The following is a 24,021-nucleotide window of genomic DNA, read 5'->3' on the forward strand; positions in this document are numbered from 1 at the left end:
CATAAGTTCTTACACTCATGGCTGGAAGGTCAAACTTCGCGCTGCGCAGGCCCATTAAAGCAGGCCTTGTTGCCGTTCATAGCGCAAAGATGCTCTTGGCCGCTGTCGGCCCTATAATGCGCGCCGGTTTTTGGGGTAATGGTCATGAGTACAGAAGATCCACGGTTTGCCGGCATCGCCCGTTTATATGGCATAGAAGGCCTGGCGCGCTTGCGCTCGGCCCATGTCGCTATCGTTGGCGTTGGTGGTGTCGGTTCCTGGGCGGCGGAAGCCATTGCCCGTTGTGGCGTGGGCGAGATTTCGCTGTTCGACCTCGACGACGTGTGCGTGAGCAACGCCAACCGGCAGTTGCACGCGCTGGACAGCACGGTCGGCAAACTCAAGGTCGAGGTCATGGCCGAGCGTTTGCGCGGGATCAACCCGGATTGCACGGTGCACGCGGTGGCGGATTTCGTCACCCGCGAGACCATGGCCGAGTACATCACGCCGAACATCGACTGCGTGATCGACTGCATCGACAGCGTGAACGCCAAGGCGGCGCTGATTGCCTGGTGCAAACGCCGCAAGATCCAGATCATCACCACCGGCGGGGCGGGCGGGCAGATCGACCCGACCTTGATTCAGGTGTGCGACCTGAACCGCACGTTCAATGATCCGCTGGCCTCGAAAGTACGCTCCACGTTGCGCCGCGATTATGGTTTTTCCCGCACCGTGACGCGTCATTACAGCGTGCCTTGTGTGTTTTCCACCGAGCAACTGCGCTACCCGAAACCGGATGGCAGCATCTGCTTGCAGAAAAGTTTTGTTGGCGATGGTGTGAAACTTGACTGTGCCGGGGGCTTTGGCGCGGTGATGATGGTGACGGCGACGTTCGGCATGGTCGCGGCGACCAAGGCGGTGGACAAGATTGTGGCGGGTGTGCGGCGGCCGGCGGATCGGGCCAAGGCCTCATAGATTTCACGGTCGTACAAAGATCAAATGTGGGAGCTGGCTTGCCTGCGATAGCGGTGTGACATTCAACAGAGATGTTGACTGACACTCAGTCATCGCAGGCAAGCCAGCTCCCACATTTGAACCGCATTCATACAGGTCCTACTGCAAGCTCAGTTCGTGCATCCGCTGAAGCACGGCGTTCAGGCCATTACTGCGCGACGGCGATAACTGCCGGCTCAGCCCAAGCTGATTGAACCAGTCGGGCAAATCCACCTGTCGCAACTCAGCCGCCGACAACCCGTTGACCCGCGCCAGCAACAATGCCACCAGCCCGCGAATCATGCGTGCATCGCTAGCGGCGCTGAACTGCCAGTGGCCATCCTGTAACTGGCCCACCAGCCATACCTGGCTTTCACAGCCATGCACACGATTGGCCTCGACCTTATCCACATCGCTCAATGCCGGAAGACGTTCGCCCCACTGCATCAGCAGCCGTGCCCGTTGCTCCCAGCCAGCGGCCTTCTGAAATGTCTCCAGCGCAGTAGTCGCATCGACGGGCAGGCTCATCGCAGCAGCTCCAGCGCCTGATCCAGCGCTTCGAAGAAGCGTTCCAGATCTTCAGAATCGTTGTACAGCGCCAGCGACACGCGAATCGCCCCGGCCAGCTCCAGGCTCTTGAGCAGCGGCATGGCGCAGTGATGACCGGCGCGTACGGCAATGCCCTGTTCGGTCAGCAAGTGCGCCAGATCCGAGTTATGCACACCCTCGACGACAAAACTTGCCAGTGCCAATTGCGGTTTGCCCAGCAGGCGAATGCCATTGCGCGCTTGCAGTCCCTTTAACAGGTAGTCGTGCAATGCCGCTTCATGGGCCGAAACGGCTTCCTGATCCAGCGCGCCGAGGTAATCGAGCGTTGCGCCGAGCCCGATCACACTGGCGATGGGCGGCGTACCGGCTTCAAAGCCCAATGGCGCCGGGCGAAAGCGGGCGTCATGGTAATTGGCATCAAGCACCATTTCGCCACCAAACTGCCACGGGCGCAATTGTTCAAGGGCCTCATTGCGCCCGAACAGCACGCCCAAGCCATCGGGGCCATAGAGCTTGTGGCTGGAAAATACATAGAAGTCGCAGCCCAGCGCCTGCACGTCGTGTCGGCCATGGACAACGCCTTGCGCGCCATCGACCACGGTCAAGGCGCCGTGCACCTTGGCCATCGTCAGTAACGCAGGCAACGGCTGCCAGGCGCCAAGCACGTTGGATAGCTGACTGACGGCCAGCAGCCGTGTGCGTGGGCCGATCAGGTGCACGGCGGCGGCCAGATCGATCACGCCTTCGGCGTCCAGCGGCAGAATCACCAGTTTCAGGTCGCGACGTTGCGCCAGTTGCTGCCACGGCAGCAGGTTGGCGTGATGCTCCAGAGCGCTGATGACGATCTCGTCGCCCGGATGAAACAAGTGTTCCAGGCCATAGGCCAGGAGGTTCAGCGCGCTGGTGGCGCCGTGGGTAAAGACGATCTGCCCGCAATCGCGGGCATTGAGCCATTGCGCGACCTTGCTTCGGCTATCTTCAAACGCCTGGGTGGCGTGGGCGCCGGGCAGGTGTTGCGCCCGATGCACGTTGGCCGCGCCATTGGCGTAATAGTGCGCCAGGGCGTCCAGCAGGGCTTGAGGTTTTTGGGTGGTGGCGGCGTTGTCCAGATACGTCTGGTCTTGCCGTTGCAATGCGGCGATGGCCGGAAAGTCGGCGCGCCAGGGGGAGGGAATCATCATGCTGTCGGGCCCTGGTGGGTTACGCCGGACCCTGTGGGAGCGAGCCTGCTCGGCGAAGCTTTTTCGCGTCCTCACGGACGCCTTCGCGAGCAGGCTCGCTCCCACAGAGGGTCATGTGGTGCTTAGTTGTGAGCGTGCAGCGCTTCGTTCAGTTCGATCGCCGATTTGTGGGTTTTGCATTCCACGGCGCCGGTTTCCGAATTGCGGCGGAACAGCAGGTCCGGCTGACCGGCCAGGTCACGGGCCTTGACCACCTTGACCAGGTTGTTGCTGTCGTCCAGCAGCGCCACTTTGGTGCCCGCGGTGACGTACAGGCCCGACTCAACGGTGTTGCGGTCGCCCAACGGGATACCGATACCGGCGTTGGCGCCGATCAGGCAGCCTTCGCCAACCTTGATCACGATGTTGCCGCCGCCCGACAGGGTGCCCATGGTCGAGCAACCGCCGCCCAGGTCCGAACCTTTGCCGACGAACACGCCAGCCGAGACGCGGCCTTCGATCATGCCCGGGCCTTCGGTGCCGGCGTTGAAGTTGACGAAGCCTTCGTGCATCACGGTGGTGCCTTCGCCCACGTAGGCGCCCAGGCGGATACGTGCGGCGTCAGCGATACGCACGCCAGCCGGCACCACGTAGTCGGTCATTTTCGGGAACTTGTCCACCGAGAACACTTCCAGCAACTCGCCGCGCAGGCGGGCTTCGAGTTGATGTTCGGCCAGCTCGGCCAGATCGATCGCGCCCTGGCTGGTCCAGGCCACGTTCGGCAGCAGTGGGAACACACCGGCCAGGCTCAGGCCATGAGGCTTGACCAGACGATGAGACAGCAGGTGCAGCTTGAGGTAGGCCTCTGGCGTGGAAGTCAGTTGTACGTCTTCGGCCAGAATAGTGGCGACCAGCGGCTTGTGGCTTTCTGCCAGACGGGTCAGCAGCGCGGCCTGGGCAGCGTCGACGCTCTTCAGCGCTTCAGCCAGTTGCGACGCCTGAGCGGTGCTGAAGGCGATGGCCTGGTTGCCTTCGCTGTAGCCCAGGATTGGCGCGATGGCCGCGACCAGTTCGGCCGAGGGGTGGAGCAGTGGCTGCGCGTAGAACACTTCCAGCCATGCGCCTTGACGGTTTTGAGTGCCGACACCAAAGGCCAGGCTGAACAGGGTAGTGGACATGGTTATACCTCTAACAAAATTGAACGGGCAGCCTTACTTGAGTGCGGCCGCGTAGATATCTGGCTTGAAGCCAATCAGGGTTCGGTCACCGAGATCGAGCACCGGGCGCTTGATCATCGAGGGTTGCGCGAGCATCAGTTCGATGGCTTTCGACTGGTCGAGATCGGCTTTACGTTCGTCGTCGAGTTTGCGAAAGGTCGTGCCTGCGCGGTTCAACACCACTTGCCAGCCGTGCTCGTCGCACCATTGGGTCAGGTGTTCACGGTCGATTCCGGCCGTCTTGTAATCATGGAAGTCATAGCTGACAGCGTGTTCATCGAGCCAGGTGCGCGCCTTTTTCATGGTGTCGCAGGCTTTGATGCCGAAAAGGTGCAACGTTTTGCTTGAAACGGTCAAGGAATTGCCCCCTTTACAGGTGCTGAAAAAAAAGGTCCCGGATTATGCCATGGTCATTCGGTTAAAGCGCAAAACCTGTGGGAGCCGAGCTTGCTCGCGATGAGGACGTGTCAGTCGACATCAACATTGACTGACCTGACCCCTTCGCGAGCAAGCCCGTTCCCACAGTGGACTGGTGGTGTTCCGCAGGATGCGACATTGGTGTTACGGTCAGGCGTCAGCCCACGCGGCTAATATGGCACTTCAAAGCTGTCGATTGTCTGGGAAATCAGCGTTATGCAAACCGCCTATACCGTCCTGATCATGCTGATGCTGGTCAGTGTTTCACGTTTGGTCGGACGGGTGATCCCGCTGCCGTTGCCGTTGGTACAGATTGGCGCGGGGGCGTTACTGGCGTGGCCGACCCTGGGTCTGCATGTGGCGCTGGACCCGGAACTGTTCCTTTTTCTGTTCCTGCCGCCGCTGCTGTTTTCCGATGGTTGGCGCATGCCCAAGCGTGAGTTGTGGCGCCTGCGAGGGCCGATCCTGACGCTGGCGGTGGGGCTGGTGCTGTTTACGGTGGTCGGCGCTGGCTATTTCATCCATTGGTTGCTGCCAACGATCCCGTTGCCGGTGGCCTTCGCGTTGGCCGCCGTGCTGTCGCCGACCGACGCCGTGGCCGTCTCGGCGATTTCCCAGAACCGCTTGCCGACCCCGCTGATGCACATGTTGCAGGGCGAGGCCCTGATGAATGACGCCTCGGGTCTGGTGACGTTCAAGTTTGCACTGGTTGCCGCAGTGACCGGCGTGTTCTCGCTGGCCAACGCCAGCCTGACGTTTGTGTTGGTGGCGCTCGGCGGCCTGGCCGTCGGCGTGGCATTGAGCTGGCTGGTCGGGCGTTTGCGCTCATGGATGATCGCTCGTGGCTGGGATGATCCGGCGACCCACGTGGTGTTCATGTTGTTGCTGCCGTTTGCGGCCTACGTATTGGCCGAACGACTGGGCGTGTCCGGGATCTTGTCCGCCGTGGCGGCGGGGATGATGCAGAGCTGGCTCGATCTGCTGCCGCGTCAGACCAGTACCCGATTGCTCAATCGCAGCGTCTGGTCGTTGCTGGAGTTTGCCTTCAACGGGTTGATTTTCCTGCTGTTGGGGTTGCAGTTACCGGACATCATCAAGGCTGTGGCCAGCCACGAAACCTCGTTGTGGCCGACGCTGTTCTACCGTTGCCTGGACGTGGCGGCGATTTTCCTGGTGCTGCTGGTATTGCGGTTTGTCTGGGTGCAGAGCATCTGGCGGTTGTCTGGTTTGCTGCGGCGCTGGCGCGGCAAGGGCGAATTGACGCTGGTGCCTACGGCCCGCTCCTGCTGGTTGCTGACCGTGGGTGGGGTGCGCGGTGCGGTGACGTTGGCGGGTGTGTTGTCGGTGCCGTTGCTGATCGGCAGTGAAGCATTTCCCGAGCGTGACCTGCTGATCTTCATCGCTGCCGGGGTGATTTTGCTGTCGCTGATTGCGGCTTGTATCACTTTACCGTTGCTGCTGCGCGGCATCGAAAAAAGCCCCGACGACAAACGCCGTAACGAAGTACGTGACGCCTGGCGCAAGACCGCTGAAGCCGCCATTCACGCGCTGGAGGCCGAGGAAGCCACGCCCCAGGATGCCGCACAGGCGGCGCTGGCCGCCGAGCTCAAGGCGCGGATCATGTCCGAGTATCGCCACCAGTTGGAGGTATTCAACGATTCTGCCGAAGCCCAGGCCCTGGCGTTTCAGATGGACTTGCTGGAGCGGCGTCTGCGCTTGAAGGCGCTGCGGGCGCAGCGCCTGGAATTGTATAGCCTTAGCCGTCATCACCAGATTGGTGATGACGTGTTGCGCGAAGTGCTGGGTGAACTGGATTTGAGTGAGGCAAACCTTGGTTCGGTGAAATGACGGCATTACCTGAAGACTGGTTATTTTGGATAAATCTTTTGAGCGAATGCTATATCCGCTGCGCTGAGTCTGGTGTTTAGGGTCTGCTCCCAGCCACCAAGGGTGTAATCGCTTGATACTGGATAGTGCATTACCGAGTGTCGATCATACGGGGTGTAACTTTGCTGGCTTTGGCGATCTACAGGAAAAAGGTTGGCGTCAACCAGGGCTTTTGACCATCCAAATTTAAGTTTGTAAAGCGTGTATGTTTTTTCCTTGTTCCAAGGAATATTCGCATCGGGGTGTTGATGTTCGTGCATTAAGCCCAAGGCGTGCCCGAACTCATGAATCACAGTGTATTTAAAATAAGAAGAGGTGTGATCGGTGCCCAGGGTCATGGTCGTGTGATGAGGGCGAGCATTCAAGGCGTCCGTTCCGATGTGTGAACTTCCGGTGCCGTCGCTAAGCGGCGACAAGTTGATTCTGATATCGCCCTCATATAATTCATCGTTGTCAGGAAGCTCGATAAAGTGGAAGTGAAGATTGACATGGGGTTGCCATGTGTTGATGCCATCCTTGACGGCCTGGACCAGCTCATCACCAAAATCGGCTATGGCAATTTTTAGTGTTCTACCTGGCTTCCAGTATTTCGTATGTGTGCCGACGGACCTTTTCTTGCGGTTGGATGGGGTGAGTGGCGCGTTGGCCGGGTTTTCGGTGATGGCGGCGTCATAAGAGGCGAGAATGTCCGCGGGGTGTTCGATAATACAAGGTCTTGTGGGGGTCATCAGTAACTTCCATGTTTTGAGGCAGTGGGCCTTGGTGGCCGGTTGCGAATATTTAGATGCGTTGCTCTGCACCTTGTTTGATGCGCAGTGGTTGTTCGGTTTAAATGTTAGTTTGAAATGCTGCTGAATAAAGTTGAATTTGAATTCGTGATGTGTACGTGATGTGTACGTGATGTTTGTGAGGGGCCAGACTGCATTGCACAGTCTGGTCCTTTTATTAACTTGGTGTTTACTGGGTTCGAGTGATAAAAGCGCGGATACGCTCTGCCGCCTCGACGCACTCCGCCAGCGGTGCAACAAGTGCCATGCGCACTCGACCGGCGCCCGGATTGACGCCATCAACTTCCCGCGACAAGTAAGAACCCGGCACGACGGTGACATGTTCTTCTACGAACACGTCACGGCAGAATGCCTCGTCATCGCCCTCGACGTTCGGCCACAGATAGAAACCGCCATCCGGGCGCTGCACATCCATTACCGGGCTGAGGATCGCCAGTACGGCATCGTACTTCTCGCGATACAACGAGCGATTGGCGCGAACATGCACTTCGTCATTCCAGGCGGCCACGCTGGCCAGTTGGGTCTGAACCGGCATCGCGCAGCCGTGGTAGGTGCGATACAGCAGAAAGCCTTTGAGGATATCGGCATCGCCGGCCACGAAGCCAGAACGCAGGCCTGGCAGGTTGGAGCGCTTGGACAGGCTGTGGAATACCACGCAACGTTTGAAGTCCTTGCGGCCCAGTTCCACGCAGGCGCTGAGCAGGCCCGGTGGCGGCGTCTGTTCGTCGAAGTACAGCTCGCTGTAGCACTCGTCGGCGGCGATCACGAAGTCGTATTCGTCGGCCAGAGCAATCAGCTTCTTCAGGGTTTCAACCGGGATCAGTGCGCCGGTCGGGTTGCCTGGCGAGCACAGGAACAGGATCTGGCAGCGTTTCCAGATATCAGCCGATACGGCATCGAAATCCGGATTGAAGCCGTTCTCATCTAGGCACGGCAGGTAATGCGGCTTGGCCCCGGCGAGAAACGCGGCGCCTTCGTAGATTTGATAGAACGGGTTCGGGCTGACCACCAGCGCGTCTTCGCCACGATTGACCACGGTCTGGGTGAAGGCGAACAACGCTTCGCGGGTGCCGTTGACCGGCAACACGTTGCGCGCCGGGTCGAGCCAGCCGTTCGGCACGTTGAAGCGGCGCTCGCACCAGCCGGCGATGGCTTCGCGCAGGGCCGGGATGCCGAGGGTGGTCGGGTACACGGCCATCTGGTCCAGATTGCTGGCCAGCGCTTCGGCGACGAAACTTGGCGAGCGATGTTTCGGCTCGCCGATGGACAGCGCGATCGGACGCTTGTCCGGGTTTGGCGTAACGCTGCCGAGCAGGGCGCGGAGCTTCTCGAACGGGTAAGGCTGCAGCTGGGACAGGGCGTTGTTCATGGGGGCCTCTTTTAATGTGGGAACGGGCCTGTGTGGGGGTTGGCCTGCCTGCGATGCAGCCGCCTCGGTGTGTCAGGTACACCGAAGTGATGCTGTCGCAGGCAAGCCAGCTCCCACACTGGCGCTTTCCCACAGGGGGAAATGTGTTGATTCAGATGCTCAGGCGCGACAGTTTGATATCCGGTTCCTGGTTGACGCTCAGCTGTTCGACGATTGCATCCTGCAAACGGCTGCACAGTTGCGGGTCGGACAGCGGCTGATTGTGCGCATCGGTGATGAAAAATACGTCCTCTACCCGCTCGCCGAGGGTGGCAATCTTTGCGTTCTGTAACGACAGGTCGAACTCCAGGAAAATCGTGCCGATCCGCGCCAGCAGGCCCGGGCGATCCGGTGCGCTGAGTTCCAGCACGGTGACCGGACGTTGCGCATCGTTGTGGATCGTCACCTGGGGCGCGAACGCGAAGTGCTTGAGCTGGCGTGGCACCCGGCGCTGGATGATCGTCGGGTAGTCGTCCGGGTTACGCAGGGCTTCGGTCAGGCCGTCGCGGATCTGCTTGACCCGCGTCGGATTATCGCCGATCGAGTCGCCGTCAGTGTCGAGCACGATGTAGGTGTCGAGGGTGAACTGGCTGCTGGAGGTGATGACCCGGGCATCGTGAATGTTCAGGTTGAGCTGGTCCATCGCCGCCACGGTCACGGCGAAGAAGTCGTGCTGGTCCGGTGCATAGATGAAGATCTGCGTGCCGCCTTCGAACTCGCGCTGGGTGGTTTCCTTGATCAGTACCAGGGGGCCGCCATCGGCGGGTTGCTGGAGGATCGCATCACTGTGCCAGGCGACGTCGCCGGCGGTATGGCGCAGGAAGTAGTCATCGCCCAACTGCGACCACAGCTGCTCGACATCGTCTGGATCGGTGCCGCCGCGTACCAGAATGTCCAGCGCGGCGCGTTGGGTCTGGCGGATCTGCTCTTCGCGGTCCACCGGGTTTTCCAGGCCCCGGCGCAAGGCGCGCTTGGTCTCGGTATAGAGCTGGCGCAGCAGGCTGGCGCGCCAGGAGTTCCACAGCGTCGGGTTGGTGGCGTTGATGTCGGCGACGGTCAGCACGTACAGATAATCAAGGTGGGTTTCGTCACCGACGATCTGGGCGAAGTCGTGGATTACCTGCGGGTCGGACAAGTCCTTGCGCTGAGCGGTGGTCGACATCACCAGGTGGTTCTGCACCAGCCAGACGATCAGGCGGCTGTCCCACACCGGCAATTGATGCCGCTGGCAGAACGCTTCGGCATCCACCGCACCGATTTCCGAGTGATCGCCGTGCCGGCCTTTACCGATGTCATGGTAGAGACCGGCGAGATAAATCAGCTCGGGCTTGGGCAGCTTGCCCATGAGCTTGCTGGCCAGCGGAAATTTTTCTGACACCTGGGTGTACTGCAGCTTACGCAGGTGCTTGATCAGGTTCAGGGTGTGGGCGTCGACCGTATAAATGTGAAACAGGTCGTGCTGCATCTGCCCGACAATAAAACCGAACTCCGGCAGGTAGCGCCCGAGAATGCCGTAGCGGTTCATCCTGCGCAGGTTGCGATGGATACCGATCTTGCACTTGAACAGCTCGATGAACAGGCTGGTATTGCGAATATCGTTGCGAAAATCGTCGTCGATCAAATGCCGGTGCTCGCGCAGCAGGCGAATGGTATCGGCCCGCACGCCCTTGATTTCCGGCTGCTGGGCCATCAGCACGAAGATTTCGAGCATGGCGAACGGCGTACGGCGAAACACATTGTTGTTGCGTGCTTCGATATAGCCGTCGTGCAACTGGAACCGCGAGTTGATCGGTTGCGGCGGCGCTTCGTCTTCCGGCGCCAGAATGACTTCTTCGAAATGCTGGATGATCAGGTCGCTGAGCTGGGCAATGCTCATGACCACCCGGTAATACTGTTGCATGAAGTTTTCAATGGCTTGCTTGGCATCATCGCCTGCAAAACCCAGGAGTCCGGCAATGGAACGCTGGTGGTCGAACAGCAGGCGGTCTTCGGAGCGGCCGGCGAGCATGTGCAGGGCGTAGCGCACTTTCCACAGGAATTCCTGGGAAGAAGCCAGCAAGGCATTTTCGCTCTCGACCAGAAAACCTTCACCGGCCAGGGCGCGCAGATTCAAGGTGCCATATTGACGACGGGCAACCCACAGAATTGTCTGAATATCCCGTAGGCCACCGGGCGAGCCTTTGACGTTGGGTTCCAGGTTGTATTCGGTATCGTTGTACTTGTGATGACGGGCTTTTTGCTCGGCGCGTTTGGCCAGGAAAAACTCTTTGCTCGGCCACATGTGCGCGGTGCTGGTGACGTCCAGCATGCGTTGGCGCAGACGCTCGGGGCCGCAGATCGTGCGGCTTTCCATCAGGTTGGTGACAACGGTCAGGTCGGCGCGGGCCTCGACGGCGCATTCGTCGACCGAGCGAACGCTCTGGCCGACTTCCAGGCCGATGTCCCACAACAGTGTCAGAAAGCGCTCGATGGAGTCGCGGAAAACTTCGTGGTCGGCGCTGTCCAGCAGGATCAATAAATCGATGTCGGAGTAGGGGTGCAACTCCCCGCGACCGTAGCCGCCGACCGCGACCAGCGCGATATCGGCGTCTTCGCTCCAGTTGAACTGTTCCCAGGCCTTTTGCAGGATGTTATCGACGAACCAGGCGCGGTCCTCGATCAGCCGGCGAATGTCCCGGCCGCTGCGAAAGCGCCCGTCAAGTACGTCGCGGGCCTGGCGGATGGCCTTCTTGAACGCTGCAATCGGGCTTGCCTTCAACGCCAGTTCGGCCTGGAACTGGCCGCGGTCGAAAAGTTCGGGATCCACCTGCGGCATCGATTGGCTTTCCTTTCTATAGGCTGGGAACGGTGGCTGGATCAGGCCGAAACGCGGGGGATGGTGTCATCGGCGCGCAGGGTGAAGATCTCGTAGCCGGTCTCGGTCACTACCAGGGTGTGTTCCCACTGGGCGGAGAGCTTGCGGTCCTTGGTGATCGCGGTCCAGCCATCACCCAGTACCTTGGTGTCGGCGCGGCCCTGGTTGATCATCGGCTCGATGGTGAAGGTCATGCCTGCTTGCAGTTCCATGCCAGTGCCGGCGCGGCCGTAATGCAGGATCTGGGGTTCTTCGTGGAAAACCTTGCCGATGCCATGGCCGCAGAACTCACGAACCACTGAGAAGCCGTTCTTTTCGGCGTGCTTCTGGATCACTTCACCGATATCGCCCAGGCGGCAGCCGGGTTTGACGATCTCGATGGCCTTGTACATGCATTCCTGAGTGATCTGCGACAGGCGCTCGGCCCACACCGGCACTTTGCCAACGTGGAACATGCGGCTGGTGTCGCCGTGGTAGCCGTCCTTGATGACGGTGACGTCTATGTTCAGGGTGTCGCCATCTTTCAGCGGCTTCTCGTTCGGGATGCCGTGGCAGACCACGTGGTTGATCGAGGTGCAGATCGACTTCGGGTAGCCCTTGTAGTTGAGCGGGGCAGGGATGGCCTGCTGCACGTTGACGATATAGTCGTGGCAGATGCGGTCCAGCTCTTCGGTGGTGATGCCCGGTTTGACATGTTCGGCAATCATTTCCAGCACATCGGCGGCCAGTTTGCCGGCGACGCGCATTTTTGCGATGTCCTCGGGGGTTTTGAGGGTGACGGTCATACAGGCTCTCTCTGCGCTCGTTGGCGCTTTCCTGAAACGGGATGGGCGTTGCGCGACGGTTGTTCGCGGCCCCGAAAAACGCGATTCTATCAGACGATCAGCGCAAATCTGAGCTTCTGTGCGTCGCTTCTCTCTATAGATTGGCGCATTCTTGGGCGATTCCAAGGTGCGTTCGAAGACGGATGTCGGGTTTTGAGAATCCGGGTTCCGTTTTTTGCAAGCTTGTGATATAAAATGCGCCGCTTTCCGGGGATACCCCGAAAGGCTTAAATCCACACACGTGTCGACACGATGACCTGGGTGCCTTCAGCTGATGCTGCTGGTTGGTCATTGGGATACGTGGAGGCCAAACCCGACTTATTAAGGAACTATCATGTCCCAAGTCAACATGCGCGATATGCTGAAGGCCGGTGTGCACTTCGGTCACCAGACCCGTTACTGGAACCCGAAAATGGGTAAGTACATTTTCGGCGCGCGTAACAAGATTCACATCATCAACCTTGAAAAAACCCTGCCAATGTTCAACGAAGCTCTGACTTTCGTAGAGCGTCTGGCCCAGGGCAAAAACAAGATTCTGTTCGTCGGCACCAAGCGTTCCGCTGGCAAGATCGTTGCTGAAGAAGCAGCACGTTGCGGTTCGCCGTACGTCGATCACCGCTGGTTGGGCGGCATGCTCACCAACTTCAAAACCATCCGTGCTTCCATCAAGCGTCTGCGTGACCTTGAAGTGCAAGCCGAAGACGGTACTTTCGCCAAGCTGACCAAGAAAGAGGCGCTGATGCGCACTCGCGACCTGGAAAAGCTGGATCGTTCCCTGGGTGGTATCAAGGACATGGGCGGTCTGCCAGACGCTCTGTTCGTTATCGACGTTGATCACGAGCGTATCGCGATCACTGAAGCCAACAAGCTGGGCATCCCGGTTATCGGCGTAGTCGATACCAACAGCAGCCCGGAAGGCGTTGACTACATCATCCCAGGCAACGATGACGCAATCCGCGCTATCCAGCTGTACATGGGTTCGATGGCTGACGCTGTAATCCGTGGTCGCAACCACGTTGCTGGCGGCACCGAGCAGTTCGTTGAAGAAGCTCCGGTAGCAGCAGCTGAGTAATTGACGCCTTGGCGTTGACTCAGTAAGCAAAAAGGGGGCTTGGCCCCCTTTTTGCCACCTCGAAAACCAATTGTGGGCAGCGCAGCTACAGCGGTTGTAACGTGCAGCGGCTTACAAGGGTGGTTCGGGAAGAATTGAACGCCCGTTCGATCGGGTGGAATGGTTGATAACCTATCCAAGAGGATTTTTGAAATGGCAGAGATTACTGCAGCGTTGGTCAAAGAACTGCGCGAGCGTACCGGCGAAGGCATGATGGATTGCAAAAAGGCCTTGACCAAGGCCGGCGGCGACATCGAAAAAGCCATTGATGACATGCGTGCTTCGGGCGCCATCAAGGCTGCCAAGAAAGCGGGCAACGTTGCCGCTGAAGGCGCTATCGCTCTGAAGGAAGACGGCAAGTCCGCTGTTCTTCTGGAAGTGAACTCGCAGACAGACTTCCTGGCTCTTCAGGACGACTTCAAGGCATTCGTTGCTTCCAGCGTTGAAAAAGCATTCGCTGACAAGCTGACGGACGTTGCGCCGCTGATCGCCGCTCAAGAAGCCGATCGTCTGGTTCTGGTTGGCAAGGTTGGCGAAAACGTCAACATCCGTCGCCTGGCTCGCGTTGAAGGTGATGTTGTTGGTGGTTACCTGCACGGTAACAAGATCGGTGTTGCGGTTGTTCTCAAAGGCGGCGACGTTGAGCTGGCCAAAGACATCGCTATGCACGTAGCGGCGACCAACCCTGAATTCCTGCTGCCATCGGAAGTTTCCGCTGAAGCGGTCGAGCGCGAGAAAGCCGTGTTCCTGACCCTCAACGCTGACAAGATCGCTGGCAAGCCAGAAAACATCGTTGAAAACATGGTCAAAGGTCGTATCAGCAAGTTCCTGGCTGAAGCGAGCCTGGTTGAGCAGGCGTTCGTCAAGAACCCTGAAATCAAGGTCGGCGAACTGGCCAAGAAAGCTGGCGCTGAAATCGTTTCTTTCACCTACTTCAAAGTAGGCGAAGGCATCGAGAAGCCGGTCGACAACTTCGCTGAAGAAGTTGCTGCCCAGCTGGCTGCCGCCAAGCAATAAGACGGTTTTTTAACTGTCGCCCTGAAGAGGCTGCCCGCTTACGCGCGCAGCCTCTTTTCAGATGGGCTACCAATTTTTATTGGTTTCCCTTTGGAACTGGCTTACAAAGCCATGTTCCGATGGCGCTGAAGCAGCGCCAAGCTAGAGTGAACGCCAGCTGTAAACAGCTCGCAAAGAATTTTTAAAATACGCCGCAGGAGAGATTCGCAATGGCTCAGCAGGGCAGTGGTTATCAGGCTCGCTATAAACGCATTCTACTCAAGCTTAGCGGCGAGGCCCTGATGGGCTCGGAAGAGTTCGGGATCGACCCGAAAGTTCTGGATCGCATGGCGCTGGAAGTCGGCCAACTGGTTGGCATCGGCGTGCAGGTCGGTCTGGTGATCGGCGGCGGCAACCTGTTCCGTGGCGCGGCGCTGAGCGCGGCTGGCATGGACCGGGTCACAGGCGACCACATGGGCATGCTGGCCACTGTGATGAACGCCCTGGCCATGCGTGATGCGCTGGAGCGGGCCAATATCTCGGCCATCGTGATGTCGGCCATTTCCATGGTTGGCGTAACGGATCACTATGATCGTCGCAAAGCCATGCGTCACCTGAACGCCAAGGAAGTCGTGATTTTCGCGGCCGGTACCGGCAATCCGTTCTTCACCACGGATTCGGCAGCCTGCCTGCGTGCAATCGAAATCGATGCCGATGTCGTGCTTAAGGCGACCAAGGTCGATGGCGTCTACACCGCTGACCCATTCAAAGACCCGCATGCCGAGAAGTTCGATCATCTGACTTACGATGAAGTGCTGGATCGCAAGCTGGGCGTGATGGACCTGACCGCCATCTGCCTGTGTCGCGACCACAAGATGCCGTTGCGCGTATTCAACATGAACAAGCCCGGCGCCCTGCTGAACATCGTGCATGGCGGCGCTGAAGGCACCCTGATCGAGGAAGGCCAACAATGATCAACGAAATCAAGAAAGACGCCCAAGCGCGTATGCACAAATCCCTGGAGTCTCTGGCCCATGCATTTGGTCAGATTCGCACCGGCAAGGCGCACCCGAGCATCCTGGGCAGCGTGATGGTGCCTTACTACGGTTCGGATACGCCTATCAGCCAGGTGGCCAACGTCACTGTTAAAGACTCCCGCACCCTGCAGGTCGTGGCCTTCGAGCGCAATATGCTCGCGGCGGTCGACAAGGCAATCCAGAGCGCTGGCCTGAACCTCAATCCGACCAACCTGGGCGAATTGTTGTTGATCTCCATGCCTGCCCTGACTGAAGAGACCCGGAAGGTTTTCGCCAAACAGGCGCGTGATGCCGCAGAAGATGCGCGTATTGCCGTGCGCAATATTCGTCGCGATGCGCTGAGCCAGCTCAAAGACCTGGTCAAGGAAAAGGAAATCAGCGAAGACGAAGAGCGTCGTGCTGCTGATGACGTCCAGAAGCTGACAGACAAGGCCGTGGCTGATATCGAAACCGCCACCAAGCAGAAAGAAGCGGACCTGATGGCCGTATAAGGGTCGCGTTTTCATGGATAAGACCAAGCAGACTGCGCCGTCCGCGGTGCCGCGCCATGTCGCGATCATCATGGATGGCAACAATCGCTGGGCGAAAAAACGCTTCATGCCGGGTGTCGCCGGGCATAAAGCGGGTGTAGATGCCGTTCGCGCGGTGATTGAAGTGTGCGCCGAGGCCAAGGTCGAGGTGCTGACCCTGTTTGCCTTCTCCAGTGAAAACTGGCAGCGCCCGGCCGATGAGGTCAGCGCCTTGATGGATCTGTTCTTCAAGGCGCTGCGTCGTGAGGCCAAGCGCCTCAATGACAACAACATCAGCCTGCGCATCATTGGTGACCGTTCGCGTTTTCACCCCGAGCTTCAGGCAGCCATGCGTGAAGCCGAGGCGATCACTGCCGGCGCCAATCGCTTTATCCTGCAGATTGCTGCCAACTACGGTGGTCAGTGGGATATCGCGCAAGCGGCTCAGCGTCTGGCGCGGGAGGTTCAAGCCGGGCATTTGCGCGCGGAAGACATCACCCCCGAGCTGTTGCAAACCTGCCTGGTGACCGGTGATCTGCCGTTGCCGGACCTGTGCATCCGTACCGGCGGTGAGCACCGCATCAGTAATTTCCTGCTGTGGCAGCTGGCTTACACCGAGCTGTATTTCTCCGACCTGTTCTGGCCGGACTTCAAACACGACGCCATGCGCACTGCGCTGGCTGATTTCGCTTCTCGCCAGCGACGCTTCGGTAAAACGAGCGAGCAGGTCGAGTCTGGAGCCCGGGTTTAATGCTTAAACAACGAATCATTACTGCACTCATCCTGCTGCCGATTGCCTTGTGCGGGTTTTTCCTGCTCGAGGGCACAGGGTTTGCGCTGTTCATTGGCCTGGTCGTGACCCTGGGTGCCTGGGAATGGGCGCGTCTGGCTGGCTTCACGGCTCAACCGATGCGCGTGGCCTATGCCGTGATCGTTGCCTTGATGCTGTTCGTCATGCACATCCTGCCCGGGCTCGCGCCCTGGGTGTTGGGCGCTTCGGTGCTCTGGTGGGGCGTGGCGACGTATCTGGTACTGACATATCCGCGCTCCAGTGAGCATTGGGCGAGTGCCGCCTGCAAGCTGGTGATCGGCTTGCTGATTCTTTTGCCGGCCTGGCAAGGCCTGATCCAGATCAAGCAGGAGCCACTGGGCAACTGGCTGATCATGGCGGTGATGGTGCTGGTGTGGGGTGCCGATATCGGTGCGTACTTTTCCGGTCGCGCTTTCGGCAAGCGCAAACTGGCCCCGCAGGTCAGTCCTGGCAAGAGCTGGGAAGGCGTTTACGGTGGCCTTGCGCTGAGCCTGGTGATCACGCTGATTGTCGGTCTGGTGCGCGACTGGACATTCGCAGAGCTATTCAAAGGCCTGCTCGGCGCCGCACTGATCGTATTCATCTCGGTGGTGGGCGACCTGACCGAAAGCATGTTCAAGCGCCAATCCGGGGTCAAGGACAGCAGTAACCTGCTGCCGGGTCACGGCGGCGTACTGGATCGTATCGACAGCCTGACGGCGGCGATTCCGGTATTTGCGGTGTTGTTGTGGATGGCTGCAGCGTGAGCCGCCCACAGCAGATTACAGTGCTGGGGGCGACCGGCTCGATTGGTCTGAGCACCCTGGATGTCATCGCGCGTCACCCCGACCGCTATCAGGTGTTCGCCTTGAGCGGTTTTACGCGCCTGAGTGAGCTGCTGGCATTGTGCGTGCGCCATGTGCCGCGCTTTGCCGTTGTGCCTGAGGCGAACGCCGCTCGCGGTCTGCAGGACGATTTGCGGGCTGCCGGGTTGTCGACGCGTGTGCTGGTGGGGGAGGAGGGCCTGTGCCAGGTCGCTGCCGATCCTGAGGTCGATGCTGTCATGGCGGCCATTGTCGGTGCTGCGGGCTTGCGCCCGACACTGGCCGCGGTCGAGGCGGGCAAGAAAATCCTGTTGGCCAACAAGGAAGCGCTGGTCATGTCCGGCGCCCTGTTCATGCAGGCTGTGCGCAAAAGCGGCTCGGTGCTGCTGCCGATCGACAGTGAACACAACGCAATTTTCCAGTGCATGCCTCAGGATTTCGCTCGTGGTCTGGGTGCAGTCGGCGTGCGTCGGATTTTACTGACAGCCTCTGGTGGTCCTTTCCGGCAGACGCCGATGGCTGAATTGGCGCACGTTAGTCCAGAGCAAGCGTGCGCTCACCCGAACTGGTCCATGGGGCGCAAGATTTCGGTGGATTCGGCCAGCATGATGAACAAGGGGCTTGAGCTGATCGAAGCTTGCTGGTTGTTCGATGCCAAGCCATCACAGGTTGAAGTGGTCATTCATCCGCAAAGTGTCATCCATTCGCTGGTGGACTACGTTGATGGTTCGGTGCTGGCGCAATTGGGCAATCCCGATATGCGTACGCCCATAGCCAACGCGCTAGCCTGGCCCGAGCGGATCGATTCGGGTGTCGCGCCTCTGGACCTGTTTGCCATCGCTCGCCTGGATTTCCAGGCGCCCGATGAAGAACGGTTCCCTTGCCTGCGCCTGGCGCGTCAGGCAGCAGAAGCGGGCAACAGTGCCCCGGCCATGCTCAATGCGGCAAACGAAGTGGCCGTCGCGGCGTTTCTCGATGGGCGGGTTCGTTACCTCGAAATCGCGAGTATTATCGAGGAAGTCTTGAATCTCGAACCTGTCGTGGCAGTGAATGATCTTGACGCGGTGTTCACGGCAGACGCCAAGGCGCGTTCGCTGGCCGAACAATGGTTGAGTCGTCAGGGGCGATAGGTGCTGCGCTACCCATGCAACACTGGACAGGATTGCGGAGAAAATAGATGAGCGCGCTCTATATGATTGTCGGCACCCTGGTTGCGTTGGGCGTGCTGGTCACCTTCCACGAGTTCGGCCATTTCTGGGTCGCGCGTCGTAGCGGCGTCAAGGTCCTGCGTTTTTCCGTGGGCTTCGGCATGCCGCTGCTGCGCTGGCACGACAAGCAAGGCACCGAATTCGTGGTGGCCGCCATCCCGTTGGGCGGCTACGTGAAGATGCTCGATGAGCGCGAAGGCGAAGTGCCGGTCGATCAGCTCGATCAATCCTTTAACCGCAAATCCGTGCGTCAGCGCATTGCCATCGTTGCCGCCGGTCCGATTGCCAACTTTCTGCTGGCGATGATTTTTTTCTGGGTACTGGCGATGCTCGGCAGCGAGCAGGTGCGTCCGGTCATCGGTGCCGTCGAGTCCGGCAGTCTCGCCGCGAAGGCGGGTCTGAGCCCGAATCAGGAAATTGTCGCAATCGATGGCGAGCCGACAACCGGCTGGGCTGCCGTGAACCTGCAGCTGGTGCGGCGCCTGGGCGAGAGCGGCACTTTGCAGTTGATGGTGCGCGAGCAGGGGTCTACTGCGGACTCGCCTCGGGAACTGATGCTCGATCACTGGCTCAAGGGCGCAGACGAGCCGGATCCGATTCGTTCGCTGGGGATTCGTCCGTGGCGTCCGGCACTGGCACCGATCCTGGCCGAGCTTGATCCGAAGGGGCCGGCGCAGGCGGCGGGCTTGAGGACCGGCGATCGGTTGTTGGCCCTCGATGGTCAGTCGCTCAATGACTGGCAACAAGTGGTCGATATTGTCCGTATGCATCCGGATACCAAAATCATGCTGCGCGTTGAGCGTGATGGTGCTCAAATCGACGTCCCGGTAACGCTGGCCGCCCGCGGTGAGAGCAAGGCACCCACCGGTTATATGGGGGCCGGGGTCAAAGCTGTCGATTGGCCGCCAGAGATGATTCGCGAGGTCAGTTACGGTCCTGTGGCCGCGATTGGTGAGGGTGCCCGACGCACCTGGACCATGAGCGTACTGACCCTCGATTCGCTCAAGAAAATGTTGTTCGGCGAGCTCTCGGTAAAAAACTTGAGTGGACCGATAACCATTGCTAAAGTGGCGGGCGCTTCTGCCCAGTCGGGTGTTGCTGATTTCCTGAATTTCCTTGCTTATCTGAGTATTAGCCTGGGCGTTCTGAATTTGTTGCCCATTCCTGTACTGGATGGGGGGCATTTGTTGTTTTATCTGATCGAGTGGGTGCGTGGTCGCCCCTTGTCAGATCGGGTGCAGGGTTGGGGGATACAGATCGGTATCAGTTTGGTGGTCGGGGTGATGTTGCTTGCTCTGGTCAATGATCTGGGTCGTCTGTAACGCTTCGCTGAATTGCGAATCTGCCGCATTTTGCGGCAGTTTGTTTATTGCCAGTTGGAATAAGAAAGGACTTCATGAAACGTCTGCTGCTAACTGCGGTTCTCACCGTATTGATGATCGCCGAAGTTCACGCCGAGTCCTTCACCATCTCTGATATTCGCGTCAATGGCCTCCAGCGGGTCTCCGCGGGTAGTGTCTTTGGTGCCTTGCCGTTGAACGTCGGCGAGCAGGCGGATGATCGTCGCCTGGTGGAATCCACTCGTGCGTTGTTCAAAACCGGTTTCTTTCAAGATATCCAGCTGGGTCGCGAAGGCAACGTGCTTGTCATCACGGTCGTCGAGCGCCCTTCGGTCGCCAGTATCGAGATCGAGGGTAACAAGGCGATCTCCACTGAAGACCTGATGAAGGGCCTCAAGCAATCCGGTCTGGCTGAAGGCGAGATCTTCCAGCGTGCCACCCTCGAAGGCGTGCGTAACGAGCTGCAGCGTCAATATGTCGCTCAGGGTCGCTACTCGGCTACCGTCGACACCGAAGTCGTGCCGCAGCCGCGTAACCGCGTCGCACTGAAGGTCAACATCAACGAAGGCACCGTCGCTGCCATCCAGCACATCAACGTGGTGGGCAACACGGTTTTCCCTGATGACGACCTGATTGACCTGTTCGAACTCAAAACCACCAACTGGCTGTCGTTCTTCAAGAACGATGACAAGTACGCTCGTGAAAAACTTTCCGGTGACCTGGAGCGTCTGCGTTCCTATTACCTGGACCGTGGCTATATCAACATGGATATCGCTTCGACCCAGGTGTCCATCACCCCGGACAAGAAGCACGTCTACATCACGGTTAACGTCAACGAAGGCGAGAAATACACCGTTCGTGACGTCAAGCTCAGCGGCGACCTGAAAGTCCCTGAAGACCAGGTCAAGTCCCTGTTGCTGGTTCAGAAAGGCCAGGTGTTCTCGCGCAAGCTGATGACCACCACCTCCGAACTGATCACTCGTCGTCTGGGTAACGAGGGCTACACCTTCGCCAACGTCAACGGCGTCCCTCAGCCACACGATGACGACCATACCGTCGACATCACTTTTGCTGTTGATCCGGGCAAGCGCGCCTACGTGAATCGCATCAACTTCCGTGGCAACACCAAGTCCGAAGACGAAGTGCTGCGCCGTGAAATGCGTCAGATGGAAGGCGGTTGGGCTTCGACTTACCTGATCGACCAATCCAAGACCCGTCTTGAGCGTCTGGGCTTCTTCAAGGAAGTGAACGTTGAAACCCCGGCCGTGCCCGGTGTCGACGACCAGGTTGACGTGAACTACGCCGTTGAAGAACAGGCCTCCGGTTCGATTACCGCCAGTGTCGGTTTCGCCCAGAGTGCCGGTCTGATCCTTGGTGGTTCGATCACCCAGAACAACTTCCTGGGTACCGGTAACAAGGTCAGCATCGGCCTGACCCGCAGTCAATACCAGAGCCGCTATAACTTCGGTTATGTCGACCCGTACTGGACCGCTGACGGTGTGAGCCTGGGTTACAACGTTTTCTATCGCACGACCGACTACAAAGACCTCGATGTCGACGTAGCCAGCTATGCGGTAGACAGCCTGGGTGCAGGCGTAAGCGTCGGTTATCCGATCAGCGAGACTTCGCGCCTGACCTTCGGCCTGACTGCGCAACAAGACAAGATCAAGACTGGCCAGTACACCGTTGACGAGATTTTCGACTTCGTTAACCGTGAAGGCGACAACTACCTGAACTTCAAGGCTTCGGCCGGCTGGTCCGAGTCCACCCTGAACAAGGGCGTGCTGGCGACCCGTGGCCATTCCCAGAGCCTGACCCTGGAAGCGACTACCCCGGGCAGCGACCTGTCGTTCTTCAAACTCGACTACCGTGGCCAGTTGTTCCAGCCGCTGAGCGAGAACTACACCGTGCGCCTGCACACCGAGCTGGGTTATGGCGACGGTTATGGTTCGACAGATGGCTTGCCGTTCTATGAAAACTACTATGCTGGTGGTTTCAACTCGGTTCGTGGCTTCAAGGACAGCACCTTGGGTCCTCGCAGTACGCCGAGCCGTGGCCAAACAGGTCCAAACGGTACTGGCAACCCAGGCACGCTTGCTGACCCGGATCAAGACCCGCTGCCGTTCGGTGGTAACGTCCTGATTCAAGGTGGTGCAGAACTTCTGTTCCCGCTGCCTTTCGTCAAGGATCAGCGTTCCCTGCGTACCTCTGTATTCTGGGATGTGGGTAACGTGTTTGACTCCAAGTGCGAGCAGACTACCAATACCAACCCGGCTTCGAAGTCCAACACGCAATGCAATGACATCAGCTTGAGTAATCTGGCAAGTTCCGTCGGTGTAGGTGTGACCTGGGTCACCGCACTGGGTCCTTTGAGCTTCGCGTTGGCAATGCCGGTCAAGAAACCGGAGAACGCTGAAACCCAGATTTTCCAATTCTCCCTCGGCCAGACGTTCTAAGCGTCTGACCCAAGATAACGACAATGGATTTTGTAGGAGTGCATCGTGCGTAAGTTGACTCAATTGGTTCTCCTGGCGACCTTACTGGTCGCAGGCCCGGCTTTTGCCGACATGAAAATTGCCGTTCTGAACTATCAGATGGCTTTGCTGGAATCTGATGCGGCCAAGAAGTACGCCGTGGATGCCGAGAAGAAGTTCGGCCCACAGCTGACCAAACTCAAGACCCTGGAAAGCAGTGCCAAAGGCATTCAGGATCGTCTGGTAGCCGGTGGCGACAAGATGCAGCAGGGCGAGCGTGAGCGTCTGGAGCTGGAATTCAAGCAAAAGGCCCGTGACTTCCAGTTCCAGTCCAAGGAACTCAACGAAGCCAAAGCCGTTGCCGACCGTGAAATGCTGAAGCAGCTCAAGCCGAAACTGGACAGCGCTGTGGAAGAAGTCATCAAGAAAGGTGCTTTTGACCTGGTCTTCGAGCGTGGCGCAGTGATTGATGTCAAACCTCAGTACGACATCACTCGCCAGGTTATCGAGCGCATGAATCAGCTGAAGTAACCCATGACAGCGACTATAAAGCTCGGCCAGTTGGCCGAGTTCCTTGGCGCCACCCTGCGTGGCGACCCGGAGCAGGAAATTACTGGGCTAGCCACTTTGCAAGAGGCTGGCCCAGCTCAGTTGAGCTTCCTGGCAAACCCTCAATACCGTAAATACCTGGCCGACAGCCGGGCCGCAGCGTTGTTGCTGAAGGCCGCTGACGCTGAAGGTTTTGCCGGTAACGTATTGGTTGTGCCTGATCCGTACCTGGCTTATGCGCGCATCTCTCACCTGTTCGATCCCAAGCCCAAGGCACCTGCCGGTATCCATCCGACAGCTGTCGTGGCGGTGGATGCAGTGGTTGATCCGGCGGCAAGCATCGGTGCTTTTGCGGTGATCGAAAGTCAGGCGCGTATTGCCGCCGGCGTAACGGTCGGAGCTCATTGCTTCATCGGTGCCCGTAGCGAGATCGGCGAGGGCGGTTGGCTGGCTCCGCGGGTCACGCTTTATCACGATGTTCGGATCGGCAAGCGCGTAGTGATTCAGTCGGGTGCCGTACTTGGTGGCGAAGGCTTCGGCTTTGCCAACGAAAAAGGCGTCTGGCAGAAAATCGCCCAGATCGGTGGTGTATTGATCGGTGACGATGTGGAGATTGGCGTGAATACTGCCGTCGACCGTGGCGCACTGGCCGACACGATTTTGGGTAACGGTGTGAAGCTCGACAACCAGATTCAGATCGCGCACAACGTGCAGGTCGGTGATCACACCGCCATGGCGGCGTGCGTCGGTATCTCCGGCAGCACCAAAATCGGCAAGCATTGCATGCTCGCCGGTGGCGTCGGTCTGGTGGGGCATATCGATATTTGCGACAACGTTTTCCTGACCGGGATGACCATGGTGACTCACTCGATTACCGAGCCGGGTGCCTATTCTTCCGGCACAGCCATGCAACCGGCTGCCGAGTGGCGCAAAAGCGCGGCACGTATCCGTCAGCTCGATGATATCGCGCGACGTCTGCGACAGCTGGAAAAGCGAGTAGGGGAAGTGACCCCTGACGGTAATGCTTCATCAGATGGCTGATACCATTTCCATATCAAGTGTGCACAGCCGCTAGACTGCCTCCTTGATTTGCTAGAGGGGCGCGCT

21 protein-coding genes are annotated in these 24,021 nt (G+C 58.8%); 13 read left to right on the plus strand and 8 right to left on the minus strand.

Annotated elements, in window-relative coordinates; all coding sequences use genetic code 11:
* Positions 1 to 144 precede the first annotated feature (144 nt).
* Positions 145 to 954, plus strand: coding sequence for a tRNA cyclic N6-threonylcarbamoyladenosine(37) synthase TcdA (gene tcdA / locus POF45_RS21740; protein ID WP_282316694.1), 810 nt, complete (start codon positions 145 to 147; stop codon positions 952 to 954).
* 138 nt (positions 955 to 1,092) lie between these two features.
* On the opposite strand, the gene POF45_RS21745 is transcribed toward tcdA, so the two are convergent.
* The 4 genes from POF45_RS21745 to POF45_RS21760 all read right to left on the minus strand — a co-directional run bounded on the left by POF45_RS21745 (position 1,093) and on the right by POF45_RS21760 (position 4,255).
* Positions 1,093 to 1,500, minus strand: coding sequence for a SufE family protein (locus POF45_RS21745; protein WP_282316695.1), 408 nt, complete (start codon positions 1,498 to 1,500; stop codon positions 1,093 to 1,095).
* The gene (locus POF45_RS21750; RefSeq protein ID WP_259499860.1) at positions 1,497 to 2,702 is read right to left on the minus strand and encodes an aminotransferase class V-fold PLP-dependent enzyme; all 1,206 of its coding nucleotides are present in this window, start codon (positions 2,700 to 2,702) and stop codon (positions 1,497 to 1,499) included. Before POF45_RS21750 ends, POF45_RS21745 begins: the two co-directional genes overlap by 4 nt.
* Before the next feature lie 122 nt (positions 2,703 to 2,824).
* Positions 2,825 to 3,859 (minus strand): 2,3,4,5-tetrahydropyridine-2,6-dicarboxylate N-succinyltransferase, encoded by a 1,035-nt coding sequence (gene dapD / locus POF45_RS21755; protein ID WP_259499862.1) that lies wholly within the window; start codon positions 3,857 to 3,859, stop codon positions 2,825 to 2,827.
* A 33-nt stretch (positions 3,860 to 3,892) separates the two neighbouring features.
* The gene (locus tag POF45_RS21760) at positions 3,893 to 4,255 is read right to left on the minus strand and encodes an ArsC family reductase (RefSeq protein ID WP_282316696.1); all 363 of its coding nucleotides are present in this window, start codon (positions 4,253 to 4,255) and stop codon (positions 3,893 to 3,895) included.
* A 276-nt stretch (positions 4,256 to 4,531) separates the two neighbouring features.
* Here POF45_RS21760 and POF45_RS21765 point away from each other — a divergent pair, with 276 nt between their 5' ends.
* Positions 4,532 to 6,163 (plus strand): Na+/H+ antiporter, encoded by a 1,632-nt coding sequence (locus tag POF45_RS21765; protein WP_259499864.1) that lies wholly within the window; start codon positions 4,532 to 4,534, stop codon positions 6,161 to 6,163.
* A gap of 20 nt (positions 6,164 to 6,183) precedes the next feature.
* Here the strand turns inward: POF45_RS21765 and POF45_RS21770 are convergent, their stop codons facing one another.
* The 4 genes from POF45_RS21770 to map all read right to left on the minus strand — a co-directional run bounded on the left by POF45_RS21770 (position 6,184) and on the right by map (position 12,037).
* Positions 6,184 to 6,930 (minus strand): M12 family metallopeptidase, encoded by a 747-nt coding sequence (locus tag POF45_RS21770; protein WP_282316697.1) that lies wholly within the window; start codon positions 6,928 to 6,930, stop codon positions 6,184 to 6,186.
* Positions 6,931 to 7,159: 229 nt separating this feature from the next.
* Complete coding sequence (dapC, locus tag POF45_RS21775) at positions 7,160 to 8,359, minus strand: succinyldiaminopimelate transaminase (protein WP_259499868.1); 1,200 nt, start codon at positions 8,357 to 8,359, stop codon at positions 7,160 to 7,162.
* A 151-nt stretch (positions 8,360 to 8,510) separates the two neighbouring features.
* Positions 8,511 to 11,213, minus strand: a complete 2,703-nt coding sequence (locus POF45_RS21780) for a [protein-PII] uridylyltransferase (protein ID WP_259499869.1) — start codon at positions 11,211 to 11,213, stop codon at positions 8,511 to 8,513.
* Between the two features lie 41 nt (positions 11,214 to 11,254).
* Positions 11,255 to 12,037: a type I methionyl aminopeptidase gene (gene map / locus POF45_RS21785; protein ID WP_259499871.1), complete on the minus strand. Its 783-nt coding sequence runs from the start codon at positions 12,035 to 12,037 to the stop codon at positions 11,255 to 11,257.
* Between the two features lie 373 nt (positions 12,038 to 12,410).
* On the opposite strand from map, the gene rpsB reads away from it, so the two are divergent.
* From rpsB to lpxD, 11 genes are all read left to right on the plus strand, one after another.
* The gene (gene rpsB / locus POF45_RS21790) at positions 12,411 to 13,148 is read left to right on the plus strand and encodes a 30S ribosomal protein S2 (RefSeq protein ID WP_003219330.1); all 738 of its coding nucleotides are present in this window, start codon (positions 12,411 to 12,413) and stop codon (positions 13,146 to 13,148) included.
* A 192-nt stretch (positions 13,149 to 13,340) separates the two neighbouring features.
* Positions 13,341 to 14,204, plus strand: coding sequence for a translation elongation factor Ts (gene tsf, locus POF45_RS21795; RefSeq protein ID WP_201114335.1), 864 nt, complete (start codon positions 13,341 to 13,343; stop codon positions 14,202 to 14,204).
* Between the two features lie 209 nt (positions 14,205 to 14,413).
* Positions 14,414 to 15,157: a UMP kinase gene (pyrH, locus tag POF45_RS21800; RefSeq protein ID WP_003172271.1), complete on the plus strand. Its 744-nt coding sequence runs from the start codon at positions 14,414 to 14,416 to the stop codon at positions 15,155 to 15,157.
* Complete coding sequence (gene frr / locus POF45_RS21805; RefSeq protein WP_259499877.1) at positions 15,154 to 15,711, plus strand: ribosome recycling factor; 558 nt, start codon at positions 15,154 to 15,156, stop codon at positions 15,709 to 15,711. The genes pyrH and frr overlap by 4 nt, the downstream gene beginning before the upstream one ends.
* A 13-nt stretch (positions 15,712 to 15,724) precedes the next feature.
* Positions 15,725 to 16,480 carry a polyprenyl diphosphate synthase gene (uppS, locus tag POF45_RS21810; protein ID WP_259499879.1) on the plus strand — a complete coding sequence of 252 codons (756 nt, stop codon included), beginning with the start codon at positions 15,725 to 15,727 and terminating at the stop codon, positions 16,478 to 16,480.
* Entirely contained in the window at positions 16,480 to 17,286 is an 807-nt protein-coding gene (locus tag POF45_RS21815) for a phosphatidate cytidylyltransferase (protein WP_259499881.1), read from the plus strand. The genes uppS and POF45_RS21815 overlap by 1 nt, the downstream gene beginning before the upstream one ends.
* The gene (ispC, locus tag POF45_RS21820; protein ID WP_282316701.1) at positions 17,283 to 18,473 is read left to right on the plus strand and encodes a 1-deoxy-D-xylulose-5-phosphate reductoisomerase; all 1,191 of its coding nucleotides are present in this window, start codon (positions 17,283 to 17,285) and stop codon (positions 18,471 to 18,473) included. The genes POF45_RS21815 and ispC overlap by 4 nt, the downstream gene beginning before the upstream one ends.
* 47 nt (positions 18,474 to 18,520) lie before the next feature.
* Entirely contained in the window at positions 18,521 to 19,873 is a 1,353-nt protein-coding gene (gene rseP, locus POF45_RS21825) for a sigma E protease regulator RseP (protein ID WP_282316702.1), read from the plus strand.
* Positions 19,874 to 19,947: 74 nt separating this feature from the next.
* Positions 19,948 to 22,347 carry an outer membrane protein assembly factor BamA gene (gene bamA, locus POF45_RS21830; protein WP_259499886.1) on the plus strand — a complete coding sequence of 800 codons (2,400 nt, stop codon included), beginning with the start codon at positions 19,948 to 19,950 and terminating at the stop codon, positions 22,345 to 22,347.
* Between the two features lie 45 nt (positions 22,348 to 22,392).
* Positions 22,393 to 22,896 (plus strand): OmpH family outer membrane protein, encoded by a 504-nt coding sequence (locus tag POF45_RS21835; protein WP_259499889.1) that lies wholly within the window; start codon positions 22,393 to 22,395, stop codon positions 22,894 to 22,896.
* Positions 22,897 to 22,899: 3 nt separating this feature from the next.
* Positions 22,900 to 23,955, plus strand: coding sequence for a UDP-3-O-(3-hydroxymyristoyl)glucosamine N-acyltransferase (gene lpxD / locus POF45_RS21840; RefSeq protein WP_259499891.1), 1,056 nt, complete (start codon positions 22,900 to 22,902; stop codon positions 23,953 to 23,955).
* Positions 23,956 to 24,021: the final 66 nt, after the last annotated feature.

The organism is Pseudomonas fungipugnans, assembly GCF_029955235.1.
In the GTDB taxonomy this organism is placed as follows: domain Bacteria; phylum Pseudomonadota; class Gammaproteobacteria; order Pseudomonadales; family Pseudomonadaceae; genus Aquipseudomonas; species Aquipseudomonas fungipugnans.

Bases quoted from the DNA above. Each gene is read 5' to 3' on its own strand.
- tcdA (WP_282316694.1), top strand. From the start codon at position 145: ATGAGTACAGAAGATCCACGGTTTGCCGGCATCGCCCGTTTATATGGC.
- POF45_RS21745 (WP_282316695.1), bottom strand. From the start codon at position 1,500: ATGAGCCTGCCCGTCGATGCGACTACTGCGCTGGAGACATTTCAGAAG.
- POF45_RS21750 (WP_259499860.1), bottom strand. From the start codon at position 2,702: ATGATGATTCCCTCCCCCTGGCGCGCCGACTTTCCGGCCATCGCCGCA.
- dapD (WP_259499862.1), bottom strand. From the start codon at position 3,859: ATGTCCACTACCCTGTTCAGCCTGGCCTTTGGTGTCGGCACTCAAAAC.
- POF45_RS21765 (WP_259499864.1), top strand. From the start codon at position 4,532: ATGCAAACCGCCTATACCGTCCTGATCATGCTGATGCTGGTCAGTGTT.
- POF45_RS21770 (WP_282316697.1), bottom strand. From the start codon at position 6,930: ATGACCCCCACAAGACCTTGTATTATCGAACACCCCGCGGACATTCTC.
- dapC (WP_259499868.1), bottom strand. From the start codon at position 8,359: ATGAACAACGCCCTGTCCCAGCTGCAGCCTTACCCGTTCGAGAAGCTC.
- POF45_RS21780 (WP_259499869.1), bottom strand. From the start codon at position 11,213: ATGCCGCAGGTGGATCCCGAACTTTTCGACCGCGGCCAGTTCCAGGCC.
- map (WP_259499871.1), bottom strand. From the start codon at position 12,037: ATGACCGTCACCCTCAAAACCCCCGAGGACATCGCAAAAATGCGCGTC.
- rpsB (WP_003219330.1), top strand. From the start codon at position 12,411: ATGTCCCAAGTCAACATGCGCGATATGCTGAAGGCCGGTGTGCACTTC.
- tsf (WP_201114335.1), top strand. From the start codon at position 13,341: ATGGCAGAGATTACTGCAGCGTTGGTCAAAGAACTGCGCGAGCGTACC.
- pyrH (WP_003172271.1), top strand. From the start codon at position 14,414: ATGGCTCAGCAGGGCAGTGGTTATCAGGCTCGCTATAAACGCATTCTA.
- frr (WP_259499877.1), top strand. From the start codon at position 15,154: ATGATCAACGAAATCAAGAAAGACGCCCAAGCGCGTATGCACAAATCC.
- uppS (WP_259499879.1), top strand. From the start codon at position 15,725: ATGGATAAGACCAAGCAGACTGCGCCGTCCGCGGTGCCGCGCCATGTC.
- POF45_RS21815 (WP_259499881.1), top strand. From the start codon at position 16,480: ATGCTTAAACAACGAATCATTACTGCACTCATCCTGCTGCCGATTGCC.
- rseP (WP_282316702.1), top strand. From the start codon at position 18,521: ATGAGCGCGCTCTATATGATTGTCGGCACCCTGGTTGCGTTGGGCGTG.
- bamA (WP_259499886.1), top strand. From the start codon at position 19,948: ATGAAACGTCTGCTGCTAACTGCGGTTCTCACCGTATTGATGATCGCC.
- lpxD (WP_259499891.1), top strand. From the start codon at position 22,900: ATGACAGCGACTATAAAGCTCGGCCAGTTGGCCGAGTTCCTTGGCGCC.